This window comes from Microcoleus sp. S13_B4 (assembly GCF_036700885.1).
In the GTDB taxonomy this organism is placed as follows: domain Bacteria; phylum Cyanobacteriota; class Cyanobacteriia; order Cyanobacteriales; family Microcoleaceae; genus Microcoleus.
Genome location: NZ_JAUBPU010000064.1, coordinates 1 through 16,190, shown reverse-complemented (window position 1 = coordinate 16,190; position 16,190 = coordinate 1). Strand labels below are relative to the sequence as shown.

The window sequence follows — 16,190 nt, the reverse complement described above, 5'->3', positions numbered from 1 at the left end:
TTATCACCGATTAAATTCATGTCAATAGCAAATCCGACCCCGCGAGTAAGTGTAATTCTTCCAGCATATAATGGCGATCGCTACATCGCGCAAGCGGTAGAAAGCGTCATCAGCCAAACCTATAAAAACTGGGAAATTATCGTCGTAGACGACGGCTCAACCGACGACACCCGCCAAGCATTGCAGCCTTATTTTGACAAAATTCGCTATGTTTATCAGGAAAACCAAGGAGTAGCTGCCGCCCGCAACCGAGGAATTCAAGAATCCCGAGGTGAATTAATTGCTTTTTTAGATCAAGATGACTTTTTCTTGTCCGATAAGTTAGCTGGACAAGTTGCGTTATTTGACGCTCAGCCATCACTAGGAATTGTTAATAGTGGCTGGCGAATGGTTAAAGAGCAAGGCGAAAGTATATTCGATGTAACACCCTGGGAATACTTGCCTCAGCTAGACTTAAAAACCTGGATTGTTTATATGCCCCTACTTCCTAGCGCCATGATGTTTTCGCGGCAGTGGCTGGAACGAGTGGGTGGCTTTGATTCTCAGTATGATTCAGTAGATGATGCCGACTTAATCTTGCGTTTAGCACTATCTGGCTGCGAAGCTGCTTGGTTGCCTCAAGTGACAGTATGCTACCGCCAGCACGGGCAAAATGTGTCCATCCAGAGAGCGCTAAAACAGGCAAACCTGTGTATTAAATTAAAGCAAAATTTCTTCAGTAGAGCCGACTTGCCACAGGATATCCGCCAATTAGAAAAGCAGGCTTTTTATGAAGCTCTGACATGGATGGCGTGGCAACTTTACTACAGTGGCTATCCGGCAGAAATGACGGAGTATTTGCAAAAATCTTTAGATTACACCCCGTCCTCACTGACACTAACTATAATAGACTGGGTAAAGCGCCTTATCGGAATTTCTAACACCTACGGCTGCCCAATTGATGGCATTGCTCTCAGAAAAATACCTGAATGGAAACAGTTAATGGCTAGTATCATTCCTCCCAAAAAAGTGCGCGTCAGTGTCATTATCCCGGCTTACAACTGCGAGCGCTACATTGTAAAATCCGTAGAGAGTGTTCTGGCCCAGACTTATCAAAACTGGGAAATTATCGTCGTAGACGACGGCTCAACTGACAACACTCGTCAAGTTTTAGCACCTTACCTCGATTTAATTCAATACATCTATCAAGATAACCAAGGAGCCGCCATTGCTCGAAATAATGCTTGTAAGTTAGCGCAAGGGGAATTTTTAGCTTTTCTAGATGCTGACGACTTCTTCCTACCCGAAAAACTAGAAAAACAAGTAGCTTGCTTTGACGCTGACCCCACATTAGATATGGTGCAAACAGGTTGGCTTATCGTTGGCAAAAACGACGAAGGGATTTATGCAGTCAAGCCTTGGGAAGAAGCACCCAAATTAGATTTAGAAACTTTTGTTTTGTACAAATCAGTGCGTCCCAGCGCCATGATGCTGCGCCGAGAGTGGTGGGAACGCTTGGGAGGTTTCGATCCTCGCTTGCCACCAACCGAAGATTTAGATTTTGTGCTACGTTTAGGTTTAAAAGGCTGCAAGTCAGTTTGGTTAAAAGAGATATTAACCTGCTACCGTCAGCACGACACCAATATCATGTCTAACGGCTCCAAATTAATGAAAAATACGGAAATTTTGATGGAGCAATTTTTTGCGCGACCAGATTTACCTCAGCACATCCGCGACTTGAAACGCACGGAACGTTACAAGTGTTGCGTATGGATAGCATGGCGGATGTACCGCGACGGATATTTGCCAGAAATGGTCGAAAGTCTGGAAAAATCTCTCTATTACACTCCTTTGACAGGTACTGAAACTGTTTTTAATTGGCTGGAAACTTTTAAGGGGGTTTCGGAACAGTACGGCTACAACTTTGATGCCTATGCTTTAACCAATTTACAGGAATGGCAAGACATAGTGGCGATCGCAGCGAACAATCCTTATCAGTTTCAATCGGCTCCCAGTTCGACTTCTCGGCAGCAAACAAAGCACGTACTCCTGTACACAGAAGACTCAGGAGTCGGCGGATTGGCTCAGTTTAACCACTCGCTGATGTGTAAATTAGCTGCGGATGGCTACCGAGTTACTAGCGTTCAAAGCCAAGCTTCTAACCCTTTAATTACCGAACAAAAACAGCTCGGTATCGAACATATTTGGCTAGAGTTCGACACGATGAAAGAGTTTTTGCGAATTGCTTACAACTTAAATGATGCTCAAAAGATTTACGCCCAGGCTCGACCGGATTTAATTATATTTAGTGACGGCTGGCCGATGGCTAACTTTGCAGCTAAACAAGTTGCGATCGAGCAAAACATACCATACATAATCAGTCTGGGTTATATCAATCGCAATTATGAAACCTTCGATCGCGGTGATCAAATTCCCTATTTCGATGCAGTTGCCTACCAGTACATGGTAGCAAAAGCAGCAGTAGCAGTTTCCCACGAGAATTTAAACTTGTTTCAAAGTCTATTTAAAGTACGTCTAGAACGGGGAAAAGTAATCTATTATGGCAGACCAAATAGTTATTTTGAGCCACCGAATCTTTCCACTCGTCAACGCCTGCGTCAAGAACAAGGAATCCCCGAAAATGCTGTTGTTTGTTTTACTGCAGCGAGATTGACTCCAATTAAAGGATATCAGTATCAATTGCAGGCGATCGCCCAATTGAAAAATCGTCCAATTTGGTCCCAAATTTACTTTGTTTGGGCCGGGCCTGGGTCTACTACTCACGACAATCTGGAACCTGAATTAAGAGCAACTGTGAGCAAATTGGGAGTAGAAGACCAGGTTAAATTCTTAGGACAGCGCTGGGATATTGCCGATTGGCTCGACGCCAGCGACATCTTTATTTTATCTTCCGAAGCAGAGGGAATGCCACTAGCAATTATGGAAGCAATGGCGAAAGGATTGCCCGTAATTGCCACAGCAGTCAGCGGGATTCCTGAAGAACTGGGAGATACGGGAAAGTTGCTCCCCGATCCTACAATTGACCCAGAAGGAACAGTAAAAGAGTTGGTACAAACGGTGGAAATATGGGCAAAAAATCCGGAATCGCGCAGACTTGCAGGACAAGCGTGCAAAGCGCGAGCCAAAGAACTCTTCAAAGAAGAACGGATGCTTCTGGAATATGGAGAAATAATTGAACAGGCATTTGTAAGTGATGATGATAGCGACAGTTTTTCTATTAGTCCGAAACTCAAAAAGCAGGTACAGCAAGGGGAGAGACTGCTGAAATACTATTATTTAGTGTGGAAAGCTTGGGAGGCTTACGATCGGGGAGATATGTCCCAGATGGTGAATAATTTGCAATCTGCTTGGGCCTGCACACCTTATTTTACGACTGAAACTATCTTTGATTGGGTGAAAAATTTTGGCATTTTTGCGGTGGAAAAAGGGGTTAATTTCGATACTAATGAGCTGATCAACTCCCGCTCCTGGCAACAAGTGATAGAATCAATACAGGGTTTTGAAGTGTTTTCATCGGTTCGTTAAAACTGAGCTCTTGCAGCATTCTTAGGAACGGGCTCTCCGGCCCATTCCACAAAACATCAACCAAACAAAAGATATGCAATTTACATTCAAGTTCCCACGTATTAATAAACTGCTGCCAATTTGTTTAGCTATTGTCACTCTCCTGTTAATCACATATTTGGGACAACAACCAACTGTTGCCCAACTGCGATCGAACGTTACAGTAGATTTTGGACAGCCAGCCACCGGTACAATTTCCATGAGTGGCATCCTGCACGGAATCGACACCGCGAAACCGCCGGAGAGATCGATCAAACCCTTGCAGCCGAAACTTTGGCGGGCCGGGAGACTCGATATTTACGATCGAGTAATTGCTAGCGGAGCGGAGTTTCAGTTAGTAGTCAGCGACTTGTGGGGCTACGGTAGCAATCCCAACGGCTGGCCCTATCAAAACTACCCCGCGTGGGAAGCATTCATCCGACAGTTAGCCCAGCAAAATAAAGGCAAGAAAATTATTTGGGATGTATGGAATGAACCCGATTGGAAAGATCCATTTTGGAAGGGAAGCAGAGAACAATTCTTTGAAACTTACAAAAGAGCTTACAAAATCTTGCGGGAAGAATTGGGGCCGTCAGCAATGATTGGCGGGCCGAGCCTCGGCCGCTATAGCAAAGAATATCTCGCCGCTTTTTTGGATTACTGCAAGGCTAACAAACTTGAAGTAAACTTCCTCTCATGGCACGAACTTAACGACGCGATGATTTTATTTGTTGACGATCACGTAATTGAGGCTAAACGCAATTTTCAGCAAAGTCCCTCTTACAAAGAACTGAACTTGCAAAAAATTTACGTCAACGAAATTGTCGGGAACTTAGCGCAGTACCAGCCGGGGGAAATCTTAGGTTATTTGTATAACTTAGAGTATGCAAAAGCTGACGGTGCTTGCAGAGCTTGTTGGGAGAGTAAAGGGCCAAATAAAGTTAGCAATTGCTTCAACAATACGCTGAGTGGGATGGTCACGCCTAACACTTTTGAGCCAAGAGCAGCTTGGTGGACTTACAAAGCTTATGCTGACGGGGTTAATTCGCGGGTGCGGAGTTGGTCAAATAACAATCGCCTTGTTGCTTTAGCCAGCAAGTCAAATCCTGAAGGTAAAGCACAGATACTTTTAGGTTATTTCGATCCCAATTTTTCCTCAGCAACAACGGTAACATTAAGCCTCGGAAATTTGGAGCAGCTAGGTATTCAAAAGGGCCAGAAAATAACTCTAAAATTAGAAAAAATTCCCAACAATCAAGAAGGAGCAGTGCCACAGCTTGTCACCGTTAAAGAAGAAAGTTTGTCGGTAAGTAGTGGCAGCTTGACTTATGTTATCTCTAATTTTAACGTCCACGAAGGCTACTTATTGACGGTTAGCAAGTGATATCGTTTTAGGTTGCATCGGAATTAGATAGAGGACACGGCACTGCCGTGTCCCTACAAATATATAGATTTTAGCTGGGATTATTCAAAGATTTTTGCACCGATTCCAACCACTCTCGGATTGTTTGATTTTCGGATTTGGGATCGTAGTAACACCCTAATTTATCGAGGATGAATGCTTCTAAATCGGCTGAGGCGATCGGCATTTCTAGCAGTTGGCTGAGCTCTTGCGATGCAGCTTCAACACTTGCGGGCGGTTCGCTGCTGCGGTAGTTGTTCACTACATCGCTGGGAGTGTCAGCTTCTAAGGGCCAGTCTTGGTGAAAGTAGGAACTGAAAAATTGGGTTAAATGAGGAAAGTGATTTATCATTCGGGATAGGCGCTGAGAATAAAGTATCCGGGAGGTAATTTGGCGCTACGCTGGAGGACGATTTTCAGGCGAGATGCTGAAGTTGCTTTCGATGCGCGGCGACGCAGAGTAATGCCAATTATTCTGTTGGCATTGTAGTCGATCGTATAACGATTGCCTCGACTTTTCACCCAGGAGTCGATCGCACTTTGATTTCTGTTCATTGCTTCTGCAATAGCCGCTTCGGCGACGGAACTATCAGTAAAAGAAGATGCGGCAGAAATTCTCGTTTCGCTGGCGAGTCGCTGTGCTAGTTGTGCTTCTGTTTTGCCAACGTGTCTCTCTAAAGTGTGTCCTCCTGCTGCTTCGTGAGAGTCTAATCCGCCGCCCGGTATGTTGGGCAAAAAAGCTACGGTGCTTTGTGGTATAGTTGAGAGTTCCGGTGCTAAAACCCTGGCGTAAACACCAGGTATTGCCGAGTGGAATAAGACTGTTATTGAGGCGATCGCACAGAGGATACCTAAAAACTTTTTTAGGCGATACAGTTGATTTTTCATTGCTGTTAAAGGTCTTTCTTATATTTAGTATAGGTTTTTGCTGTTCTTTTGTCTATTTCTTAATCGACTCTTAGTAAGTTATAAATTGCGCTGTATTCAAATATACTGTCCGCAGTACCCACCCTAATGTTAGTTAGAAATTGCGCCCAGCATTTAAATACATGGTATGCACAGAACACCCTAGGATTATTCCTAAATACACGCTGCCCACCAATCACCCTACGATTATTTATAATAATTCGTGATTTCTGTGGTTTACAAAGCTTCACTCACTATGAGAAAATGTTAATAATTCTTTGAAAAAATCCCTCATGATTGATGATAAATTAATTTATCATCTTTAAAAATCTGACAAAATGCAAGTAGTTATCCTAGCAGGTGGTCTTGGTACTCGTCTCAGAGAAGAAACAGAATTTCGTCCCAAACCCTTAGTTGAGGTGGGGGGACATCCAATTATTTGGCACATCATGAAGATATATGCACACTACGGTTTCCAAAACTTTATTGTGTGCTTGGGCTATCGCGGCAACATGATTAAAGAATATTTCCTCAATTATGAAGCCATGAACAATGACTTTACTATCTGTCTGGGACGCCAAAATGCCATCACTTATCACGAGGAACATCTGGAACAAGATTTTAATGTTACCCTGGCTGAAACTGGCGCGGCAAGCATGACAGGAGGGCGGGTAAAACGAATCGAAAAATATATCGATCGCGATAATTTCATGGTGACATACGGCGATGGAGTAGCTGATGTCAATATTGACGCCTTGCTCGAATTTCACAAGTCTCACGGGAAGCTAGCAACTGTCACTACATTTCGCCCGATTTCTCGCTTTGGAATTTTGGATGTAGACAGCGATAGCCGCGTAGTTCAATTTTCTGAAAAACCTCAAATCGACGGCTGGATCAGTGTTGGATATATGATATTCAACCGCCGGGTGTTTGAGTATTTGGGGGGAGATGATTGTATTTTAGAACAAGAGCCGATGCAGCGTTTGGCGGCAGACGGACAGTTGATGGCTTACCGTCATGACGGCTTTTTCTTTGCGATGGATACTTTTCGAGAATACAAGTATTTAAACGAGCTTTGGGATGAAGGGAAGGCTCCTTGGAAAGTGTGGAAATGAGTTAGTTTTGGAGCGGGCTTTTAGGCTCGCTCCACAATAATTTGAAGAAAAATAAGGCATATTCTGCGTTTATGAAGTACACTCCGCCACCAAGTAGTAGGGACATGGCACTGCCGTGTCCCTACCTCTGCTATAAAATAATTATAAAAAATGGATTCTCAAGAAATTATCAACAGCACAGAAACTTACCTACAAAAGTGCGTTGCACCCCACGCGGAAATTATAGACAGCGACTCGGAAGCGCTGAAAACAGCAGTTGCTGGATTAGAAAATCGATCGCTCTTAGCGTTACGAGTTCCCCAAAAATGGGGCGGTGCGGAAATTGCACCGGAGATATTTTACCAATATCAGGAATTGACGGCTCGATATTCCGGCGCTGTGTCTTTCCTGCAAACTCAGCACCACAGCGCAACTGCCATGCTTGCCAACAGCGACAATGAATTGCTAAAAAGCAGATACTTGCCCGCGATCGCCCAAAAAGAGTTACGCTTGGGTATTGGGTTTTCGCATTTAAGGCGATCGGGCGATCCGGCCGTCACCGCAACTCCCACCAAAGCGGGCTATTTACTGTCAGGAAAAGTTCCTTGGGTAACAGGTTTTGGATTGTTTCAAAAGTTTATTGTAGCGGCGGTACTTCCTGACAAACGCGCTGTTTTCGGTTTAGTGCCTTTTGCCAATATTGAACGCGAATCGGGTAAAATAGCTTTTAGCGAAATCATGCAGTTAAATGCCATGAGCTCGACTAATACTGTGACAGCCACTCTCGATAATTGGTTGCTGCATGAATCGGAAATAATTTCAGTTAAACCTGTCGGCTGGATTTCGGAAAACGACACCAAAAATATACTGAATTTTGTTCCGGGTACTTTTGGCTGTATTCGAGCAGGATTGGATGTAATTGCAGCAGCGGCGACTGCTAAGAATTCACCTTTTATAACGGCGGCTTGCCAAAAACTAGAGCAAAAGCTCGATCGGCTAAAACAGAATTTTCCACAATCTCAACATAGCTCGAAAGCAGAACAACTAGCGCTGCGAGCTCAAGCCATTGATTTAGCGGTGCGTTGCGGGCACGCTGCGGTTGCAGTTTCTAGCGGTGCTGCTAACGGTGCGGTACACCCGGCCGGGAGAGTTTATCGAGAAGCTTTGGTGTATACGGTGTCCGGGCAAACAAAGGATGTGATGGAAGCAACCCTCGATCGACTAATCGAATTTTAGATTTTAGATTTTAGATTGAGCTGGCAGAAAGTCAAAAACTCAACTGTGTTTAATAAATAATAGATATATTTAACCGGATGACAAACAACTTTAAGTCAAATAACTTAAAAACGATCGCCTACAGCCAAATTGTAGACCTAACCCATTCAATTCACCCAAACATTCCCATCTGGCCCGGAGATCCAGCAACAGAATTTGAAACTGTCTCTCAAATAGAACAACACGGCTATTTCCTGCGAAAATTCTCAATGGGAGAACACAGCGGCACTCACATCAACGCACCCAACAGCTTTTATGCAGCAGGAGCCAGCATTGATAGTTATGGCCCGCAGTCGCTAGTTTCCCCTGCAATTGCGCTCGACATTCGAGAGCAAAGTCTTGCGAATCCAGACTACACTTTAACAATTGATGATATATTGACTTGGGAACGGCAGCACAAACTTATAGAACCGGGAAATCTAGTTTTATTGTATACTGGCTGGCAAGAAAAATGGGATGACGAGCGATCATTTTTTAACCGAGACGAACACGGAATTTGCCACTTTCCCGGATTTGGCAAAGCAGCAACTCAATTTTTGCTAGAAGAACGCTCTATCGCCGGAATTGGAACCGACACCCACGGAGTAGATACCGGGCGAGATGAAAGTTTTGCGGTTAACAAATTGGTATTAGAAAAGCAGCGAATAGTCCTGGAAAATCTAGCAAATCTCGACTTGTTATCGGCGATTAACATCACTTTAGTTATCGGGATATTGCGTTTTGTGGGAGGTTCCGGCTCGCCTGTGTCAGTGTTAGCTTTTGTCGCTTGATGCGGTAAAATTAGATTGAAAAAACTCCAGTAAAAACCATCACATTAATGACACAACTGCCAAAAGATCTCAACGAGGCGATCGCCCAATCCCGCATTGCAACCGCCGCCGCCCTCTCGGACGGCAAAACTCTACTGCAAGTCGAATTAGTATTTCCCGAAATCGCCCTGCAAGCACAGTCTATCACCGAACAATTTCTCCCAGAATTTGAGGAAATCTACCCCGGAGTAAAAGTGTTTTTTCCCGACACCGGTGCGGCCGCCCTCGCGCGCCGCGACTGGGGAGAAACACCCTTTAAAGTCACTGATTTGGGCAGCAGTCGCACTTCTGTTGAAGATAAAATAGCACCGGAAGATCAACTTTTCCTCCTGATCAATCCAGCAGCCGTAGAAGTGGCCCAAGTCGAACAACTTTACATAGCTGCGGCCGGTCGCCCAGTAATTCTACTCAACCCGCGCCTCGAAGATGTTGCCACCATAGGTATAGGCTATGCCGGCCGCCAATTGCGCGATCGATTCCTCAGCAAAATCGAATCCTGCTACTACATCAGACCCCTAGACAGTGCTGCTTTATTCCGCTGCTACCCCCAATCCTGGCAAGTGTGGCTGGAAACAAACAACGAATACGAACTAATTTCTGAAACCGCCCAAAAACCAGTCGGAGACGATTTAGAGCGGATTTTAGCCGCTTCTCTCCCAAGCCCAGATCCCGACTCCACCGCACCTGCAAAACCCGTAAAAAAGAAAGGTTTTTTGGCAGAACTCCAGACATTCCTCAAAGCTTTGACTCAGTGACAATCGTTAAGGCTCGATCGTATTTTAGGGTGGGTCAGCTAGGATTATTTTCGACTTAATCGGTCGGCTAATCCCTGACGCACCAGGCTCACCGTGAAATAACTCAAAACTTTGCCTCAGTAACAGCAGTTGCAGAAGCACAATTAACAGCTTGCCTGTGTTTCTATCAGTAGCTACGTAAACAGAGACTGGCGAGCTTTACACGACATCTATACAAAGCAGTATAATGGGTGACACCCCTCCACCGTAAAAGAGGGGAGGCAAATAGCAGCAAAATCAAATGCTATAAGGTAGAGATTGGGGTTTTGAGTCAGGGAAGCGGATAAACACAATGGAGCACCGGCGCATTGTTATCGGGGACGTACACGGGCATTACGACGGCTTAATGACCCTGCTAGAGGCACTTGCCCCCGGCTCGAACGATCGCGTCTATTTTTTGGGAGACTTAATCGATCGTGGCCCCAAAAGCGCTCAGGTATTAGATTTTGTCCAGCAAAGCCCCTACCAAACTCTGCTGGGCAACCACGAACAACTGATGCTGGAGGCTTTGTCGGCGGTGCCTATGGATATGCGAGCGTGGCAATCTTGGCTGTACAGCGGCGGCGATGCGACAGTAGCAAGCTACAGAGATACAGGGATGATGCCGTACAAACACTTAGAGTGGCTGCAATCGCTCCCCACGTACCGGGACTTAGGGGACATCTGGCTGGTTCACGCCGGCGTTGACCCCCATCTGTCGATCGATGAACAGTCGATCGAGCAACTCTGCTGGATTCGCAAGGAATTTCACACGATGTCGAAACCCTATTTTCCCAATAAATTAATTATCACCGGTCACACGATCACCTTTACCTTTCATGGGGTCAGACCGGGCGAATTAGTCAGGGGCGAAGGGTGGTTGGATATTGACACGGGTGCTTATCATCCCAAAAGCGGCTGGCTGACAGGATTTGACCTCAGCTACCGCAGAGTTTATCAAGTAAATGTATTTAACAATCAAGTCCGAATTTTGCCGTTTGATGAAGTTGTCCGGCAATTGAAGCCGCAGCCGATTGCACCCTCGGAACCTGCGATCGATTCTGTTGTTCAACAGCAGTGTTAAATCAATTTGTAGTTGTAGGGTGCGTCAGTTTAAGTTTGAGCGATTAAGTCGAAATTAACCTGCTTGTGACGTACCCTAGTAACTGGATTTGTTTTTTAACTCCTATGTTGCACCATTGTCAATTAGCCTTTTATGAACAGGCTTTCCGGCCTGTTCCACAAGAAAATATTTCTTTTGTGGAACGGGCAAGATGCCCGTTATTGAGAATGGTGCAAGATGTGAGTTTTAACGAACCGCGAAGACGCGAAGATCGCAAAGTAAGAAAAGAGAAGATAAGACAAGAGAGTGCCTGACTGATTTAAAATTGCTACGAACCTAAAAGTCTGCGGATTTCTAGCCTGTAATCCTCATTATTCAAACCTTCACCGCTAGCAAGTTCCGGATCTATAGCCTGTGAAATAGCAGCAATACGATCGGCCGTAGCTGGGTGAGTGCTCAAAATGCTAGGAGGAGAAGGCTGGTTGAGCAACTTTTTCATAAAATCAACCATCCCAGATTGAGCGTAGCCCGCTCGCCCCATAGTTTGCAATCCCAACTGATCGGCTTCATACTCAGCTTGGCGGCTGTGAGGGCGGCGCAAAGCCAGTTCCACCCCAATCTGAACCGCCTGAGATCGATCGAGTCCAGTCGCCGAAGCTACACCTGAAGCGATCGCCATTTGACGCATTTGTTTGATCGCGTGGCGAGCACTAATGTGAGCGATTTCGTGGGCGAGTACACTTGCCAATTCTGCCTCATTGTCCGCCGCTGCCATCAAACCTTTATTCACATAAACAAAACCGCCCATAGTTGCAAAAGCATTAATATTGTCGTCCTCAATCACTTGAAAAGTATAAGGAATATTCGGGCGAGTGCTTTCTTGAGCGAGCCGTTGACCGATGCGGTTGATATATTCTGTAGTGTCGCGATCGCGATCTATCTTAAGCTCGCTGTTTGTTAACTGCTGATTAATTTGTCGGCCAATAGTCACCTCTTGGCCATCGGACATATTCGACAATTGAATAACTTGAATGCCTCTAAAAATCAGTTCAGGCAAAGAAAATGCTTGAGTCGGTTCCGGGGAAACCACCCCGATACCCGCAGCCACAATCAGCGACAGAAACAGATAAATTCCCCTACCGCAAGTACGCCGGCAAGTCAACCAAAAACTTTTTAACATGATTGATACGTGGGAGAAGTTAGATAAAATTTGAGGAAAAACTCAAAAAGTCACTCAATAGGCAGACGCAATTTGAGGCTGCTTAGTTGCTATTCTAGCTTTTTGTAAATTTTTAACCGCCCCACCAGCTTCTTGGCAATCCGCCTGTCGGCCAACCAACCGCCGTCAACTGCCTTCTGCGTTATACTTTAAGTGCCCAAGTCATGCGGATTTTGGGTGATCGTTGTGGTAATATCTTTTAGCTTCAGGACTTAAGCATCAATCAAGTATGTCATTGCCAGCGGTAGCTCAGCAATAGCAGCATCTGCTTTTTATCGATGTCTGCGTAAGTCCTGAGCTTGTAAACATACTCCTGTCGCTATCAGTATAATAGGCGATTATGAAAATTTTGGATTCTCAAGGCCGACTGTTCGGAAAACTCAGCATTCTAGACGTAGCTGCCGCTCTGATCGTACTGCTAGTTGCAGTCGGAATCTTCTTCTTTCCCGGCACTTCTGGCGGTTCCGTCGCCCAAGTCGGCACCAGTGTCAAACCTGTAGAGATTGATGCAATTGCGCTCGGTCTCAAAGGAACAAACGTTCCAGATTTGTTCAAAGCAGGCGATAAAATCAATGTGGTGATCCGCAATCAACCCTCCGGTCAGATTACCATCAAATCTGTCAAAACTATCACCAGAACCCTAGCAGTTCCTCAGCCCAACGGCACTCTGAAAGCTCTCCCCGATCCCAGAGAAGAAGAAGCCTTCAGCAAAAATATGATGTTTACATTAGAGGGAAAAGGTCAACTTACGGAAAATGGCCCGGTTTTAGGTAATACGAAAGTCAAAATTGGCACTACTTTAGAGCTTGAAGGCAGCAAGTACATTTTCAACGCCAGCGTTATCGATGTGCGAGTCAAAGAATAATTAGTAGTCAGTAGTCAGTAGTCAGTAGTCATTAGTCATTGCTAATGGGGAAGGGAGAAGAGGGAATTCATATTCCTTCTTCCTTCTTCCTTCTTCCTTCTTCCTTCTTCCTTCTTCCTTCTTCCTTCTTCCTTCTTCCTTCTTCCTTCTTTACCCTTCCGAAAGCAACTTTAAATATTGCCGAATTAAGCCAATCGTAACAGCGGGAATTTCTAACTGCGGAGTCAAACCTACGTTTTCCAGAGGTTGAAAAACTTTGATTGCTTCAGGGTTGAGGTTGGCCAACCGCTGGCCGATATCGGGCCCGGTAAACTGCGATTTTTCTCCCCAAATAATCGCTGTCGGTGTTGTTAGCTGAGTGATGTACAGTGACAAATCAAAGCACAAATCTCCCCGCACAAAAGACAGGGCGGCATATTCTGCATTTGGTTCCAAAGCAGATGCGAGGTAAGCATCAACAATTTCTTGATAAACGCGACGCGAATCGGCAAATTGGCGTTGTTCTAGGAAGCTGCGGATGCCACCGTCTGTGGCGATTCCGGTACTGTAGAGCAAGCGATCTAAAATTGGCGTGTTGACTAGCTTAGCGAAGAAACTGCTGCCGTAATCTTGTCCGAAATCCGACAAACCGCTGGGTATGGTCAAAATCAGGGATTTGAAGAGATCTGGCCGTGCGATCGCAGCTCGAATCGCGATCGCCCCCGTTAACGAAGAAGCAATCACATCTGTTGCACTGCCGCAAGTTTTTTCTAGAAATTCGATCAAAGTTGTGATATAATCTTCAACCTGATAATTTCTTGCCGGATGTTCTGAGCGCCCCCAACCGATTAAATCAGGTGCTAAAATTCGATATTCTGTCGCAAAAGCCGGATAAACTTTCGACCATTCGTAGGCACTCGACCCGCCACCAAAACCGTGAAAAAATACTAAGTTTGGTTGATTTTCCGAAGTTGAGGTCGGCAACCCCATCCAAGGCATTTTTTCAGCAGTGTAGTAAACCATTCTGCCGAGAGAAGTAACTATTGATCGCTGACCGAAGCCGAGGGGTACAAGCATAAACTAACCTCAATCGCTGTAATATTTTAGATTCTTTGGAGCCGCCCCGTCTTTGTTTAAAAAACTTGCAAAGCTGGTGGCGTTTTTGTAAAGATTGAGTAATGATTTAAATCTATTTTAGTACAGGTTAAGCGTGAAACTACAGACAGCAAGTAAGTTGTGCGATTTGGGCAATTAGGCTGTGTAGTTATCCTTACCCTTGCAAACTACCGCCGATCGGAGATAATAGCAAAATGATGGGTAAGACCCCTCACCAAAATAGAGTCTGTTCGCCAACCCCGAAAGCAGGCGCTCGGAAAGCAGGAGTATTAGAACTCGCTTTCAGGCAGGCAGCAGGTTGGCCCACGCTCGCCAATCACGAATCATTAATCACGATATTTTGCGGAGCAGTGGCTTTTGAGGTCGAAAGTCTTTGTTGGAAAGCGGGCGCTCGGGTTTCGATTCCTAATCGCAGGTTTGGCAATCACGGGCACCGCCGTTATCAATTCCCAAACACAAGAAACAACTAATCTCAGGGAGGTCTACTAAAATGCAACTGCTCAGGAAACGGGATCGCGAGGGTTTTATGGTTGATGCGAAAAGTCTTCAATCTGACGGGTTTGCAGAATTTGATACAGCCTGTCGAAGCATGGATTTAAATGGCAAAAAGTCTTTTGTTGCCATTCCAGAACGCTCAGGCGCAGGGTCAGAGGCGCGATCGCGCGCCACCGTACCTGCGATCGTCCGCGTAGCTTTAGAAGACTTGAAATGCTTTGAAGTAGTAGAACACCAGTTTGCACATTGGGGGGTGACTTTTAGCAATGCCGTCGCCATCCAACCTTCAAACCCAGCATTTTTCACGGGTTCTGGGGCAACAGTGTTAATGGGAGCCCCCAAAAGCGGACTGATAGAAGTAACTTTTAAGTATCCAGTTCGCTGGGTGTCAGGACTTGTCACCAGTTCCCGGCGAACTGTTTTATCTGCTTGTGACATTGACGGCAACCCTATTGTTCAGGATGAAATGCCGGCGCCCAATCTGGTCGGGTCTAATTCTCCGATCGCCCCTAGGGCTCCCCTGCGCGTAAAAGCTCGGAATATTCATAAAATTACTTTTTACGCTTTTGATGGTCAGCTAATAGTCGATGACTTGATGTTTGGATTTTAAAGCCATGCCATAAGTAGCATCCCAAGTCTGCAAACCTTCGAGAAGGGCATTGCGGACTAAAGCTTCTGGTTCCCGACTCAGCATCAGGCGAAAGCACTCGGCAGCGCGGGAACGGGCGATCGAACTTTTGACTGAACTCACAGGACCAAACCCACCCTTATTCACCAAATCAGTCATTTGTCGCACTGCAATCAAACGCTTCACGGGGTCAGCATCAGTCAAATCCGCCAAGATGCGATCGAGCGCCACTTCATCTTTTGCGGCCCTCCGACTCAACCCTTGCCGCAGCAACAGCCCTGCAATCGCGATCGTGCCCAAATTCTGCAAAATCAGGCTCAAAGCCATCCAGTGGCTCTCGGAGTCCGCCCAAATCGCCAAACTCATGTAAGCGCCCAAGGTAGCAATGCCACCCGTACCCACCGCTAAAACAAATCGGCGGTTCGGACCCTGCCAAAATTGCTCGCCTTTCGATCGCAGCAATTGCCAGTCCCACGACTGCCCTCGGTAAACCAGCATCATCGCTGCTATCCCCAGGCCTGTGGAAAACAGTAACTCACTGTTCCACAACCCCCAAACTCCTGCCAGGGTGACAACTGCCAGCCAACCTTTTGTTCTAGTCAAACGCTCTAGCAGCCACTTGAGAAGAGCAGTAGAATACACAGGCGATCGGGCCGACTCGCTCTTGCCACCTACCCTCCGGCGTCTTGTTTCGGCAGTCCGGCCTGTGGCTGTTGGGGTTCCCGGCGGGCGATCGTCCGAACTAAATTCCCTCAAAGCTTGGCCCTGAGTCATTTCTAAGGACCATTCGCTCAAGGGGAGCGATTCGAGTTGCAAAGTGCGATCGGGTACTTTCACAGGCGATCGATTCAGCTTGGTGGTAGTTTTTTTAACTTGATTCATACTGACTTTTTTGAAAAATAACTTAAAGTTATCCAGGCGTTTTTAACACTGATTTAGATTCTTGTTGACATTCTCACCGGGCTAAAGCCACGGTGATTCTAAACATCACTGTTTAGGCTTCCTCTTTCTACGACCCGACTT

At 45.8% G+C, this 16,190-nt stretch carries 14 protein-coding genes; 9 read left to right on the top strand and 5 right to left on the bottom strand.

Annotation, left to right across the window (positions count from 1 at the left end):
• Positions 1 to 18: 18 nt before the first annotated feature.
• The gene (locus QT994_RS23330) at positions 19 to 3,525 is read left to right on the top strand and encodes a glycosyltransferase (RefSeq protein ID WP_333178741.1); all 3,507 of its coding nucleotides are present in this window, start codon (positions 19 to 21) and stop codon (positions 3,523 to 3,525) included.
• Between the two features lie 73 nt (positions 3,526 to 3,598).
• Positions 3,599 to 4,927 carry a GH39 family glycosyl hydrolase gene (locus QT994_RS23325; RefSeq protein ID WP_333178739.1) on the top strand — a complete coding sequence of 443 codons (1,329 nt, stop codon included), beginning with the start codon at positions 3,599 to 3,601 and terminating at the stop codon, positions 4,925 to 4,927.
• A 70-nt stretch (positions 4,928 to 4,997) separates the two neighbouring features.
• Here QT994_RS23325 and QT994_RS23320 read toward each other — a convergent pair whose 3' ends face one another.
• Both QT994_RS23320 and QT994_RS23315 read right to left on the bottom strand, forming a co-directional pair.
• A complete protein-coding gene (locus QT994_RS23320; RefSeq protein WP_333178735.1) occupies positions 4,998 to 5,297 on the bottom strand; it encodes a contact-dependent growth inhibition system immunity protein in 300 nt (99 codons plus the stop codon).
• Positions 5,294 to 5,833, bottom strand: a complete 540-nt coding sequence (locus QT994_RS23315; protein WP_333178732.1) for an RNase A-like domain-containing protein — start codon at positions 5,831 to 5,833, stop codon at positions 5,294 to 5,296. The genes QT994_RS23320 and QT994_RS23315 overlap by 4 nt, the downstream gene beginning before the upstream one ends.
• 356 nt (positions 5,834 to 6,189) lie before the next feature.
• On the opposite strand from QT994_RS23315, the gene rfbF reads away from it, so the two are divergent.
• The 5 genes from rfbF (at position 6,190) to QT994_RS23290 (ending at position 10,886) form a co-directional block, all read left to right on the top strand.
• The gene (rfbF, locus tag QT994_RS23310; protein ID WP_333044324.1) at positions 6,190 to 6,966 is read left to right on the top strand and encodes a glucose-1-phosphate cytidylyltransferase; all 777 of its coding nucleotides are present in this window, start codon (positions 6,190 to 6,192) and stop codon (positions 6,964 to 6,966) included.
• A 150-nt stretch (positions 6,967 to 7,116) separates the two neighbouring features.
• Positions 7,117 to 8,181, top strand: coding sequence for an acyl-CoA dehydrogenase family protein (locus tag QT994_RS23305; protein WP_333178729.1), 1,065 nt, complete (start codon positions 7,117 to 7,119; stop codon positions 8,179 to 8,181).
• Between the two features lie 77 nt (positions 8,182 to 8,258).
• Positions 8,259 to 8,990, top strand: coding sequence for a cyclase family protein (locus QT994_RS23300; protein WP_333178726.1), 732 nt, complete (start codon positions 8,259 to 8,261; stop codon positions 8,988 to 8,990).
• Between the two features lie 47 nt (positions 8,991 to 9,037).
• Positions 9,038 to 9,784 (top strand): DUF1995 family protein, encoded by a 747-nt coding sequence (locus QT994_RS23295; RefSeq protein WP_333044327.1) that lies wholly within the window; start codon positions 9,038 to 9,040, stop codon positions 9,782 to 9,784.
• Positions 9,785 to 10,115: 331 nt separating this feature from the next.
• A complete protein-coding gene (locus tag QT994_RS23290; protein WP_333044328.1) occupies positions 10,116 to 10,886 on the top strand; it encodes a metallophosphoesterase family protein in 771 nt (256 codons plus the stop codon).
• Positions 10,887 to 11,193: 307 nt separating this feature from the next.
• Here QT994_RS23290 and QT994_RS23285 read toward each other — a convergent pair whose 3' ends face one another.
• Positions 11,194 to 12,045, bottom strand: coding sequence for a M48 family metallopeptidase (locus QT994_RS23285; protein WP_333044329.1), 852 nt, complete (start codon positions 12,043 to 12,045; stop codon positions 11,194 to 11,196).
• A gap of 379 nt (positions 12,046 to 12,424) precedes the next feature.
• Between QT994_RS23285 and QT994_RS23280 the strand changes: the two genes are divergently transcribed.
• The gene (locus tag QT994_RS23280) at positions 12,425 to 12,949 is read left to right on the top strand and encodes a DUF4330 domain-containing protein (protein WP_333178724.1); all 525 of its coding nucleotides are present in this window, start codon (positions 12,425 to 12,427) and stop codon (positions 12,947 to 12,949) included.
• A gap of 150 nt (positions 12,950 to 13,099) precedes the next feature.
• Here the strand turns inward: QT994_RS23280 and QT994_RS23275 are convergent, their stop codons facing one another.
• Positions 13,100 to 14,005, bottom strand: coding sequence for an alpha/beta hydrolase (locus QT994_RS23275; RefSeq protein WP_333178721.1), 906 nt, complete (start codon positions 14,003 to 14,005; stop codon positions 13,100 to 13,102).
• A gap of 529 nt (positions 14,006 to 14,534) precedes the next feature.
• Between QT994_RS23275 and QT994_RS23270 the strand changes: the two genes are divergently transcribed.
• A complete protein-coding gene (locus tag QT994_RS23270) occupies positions 14,535 to 15,149 on the top strand; it encodes a hypothetical protein (RefSeq protein WP_333178718.1) in 615 nt (204 codons plus the stop codon).
• On the opposite strand, the gene QT994_RS23265 is transcribed toward QT994_RS23270, so the two are convergent.
• Positions 15,117 to 16,049, bottom strand: a complete 933-nt coding sequence (locus QT994_RS23265) for a hypothetical protein (protein ID WP_333178715.1) — start codon at positions 16,047 to 16,049, stop codon at positions 15,117 to 15,119. The two genes, QT994_RS23270 and QT994_RS23265, sit on opposite strands and share 33 nt — an antisense overlap.
• Between the last annotated feature and the right edge of the window lie 141 nt (positions 16,050 to 16,190).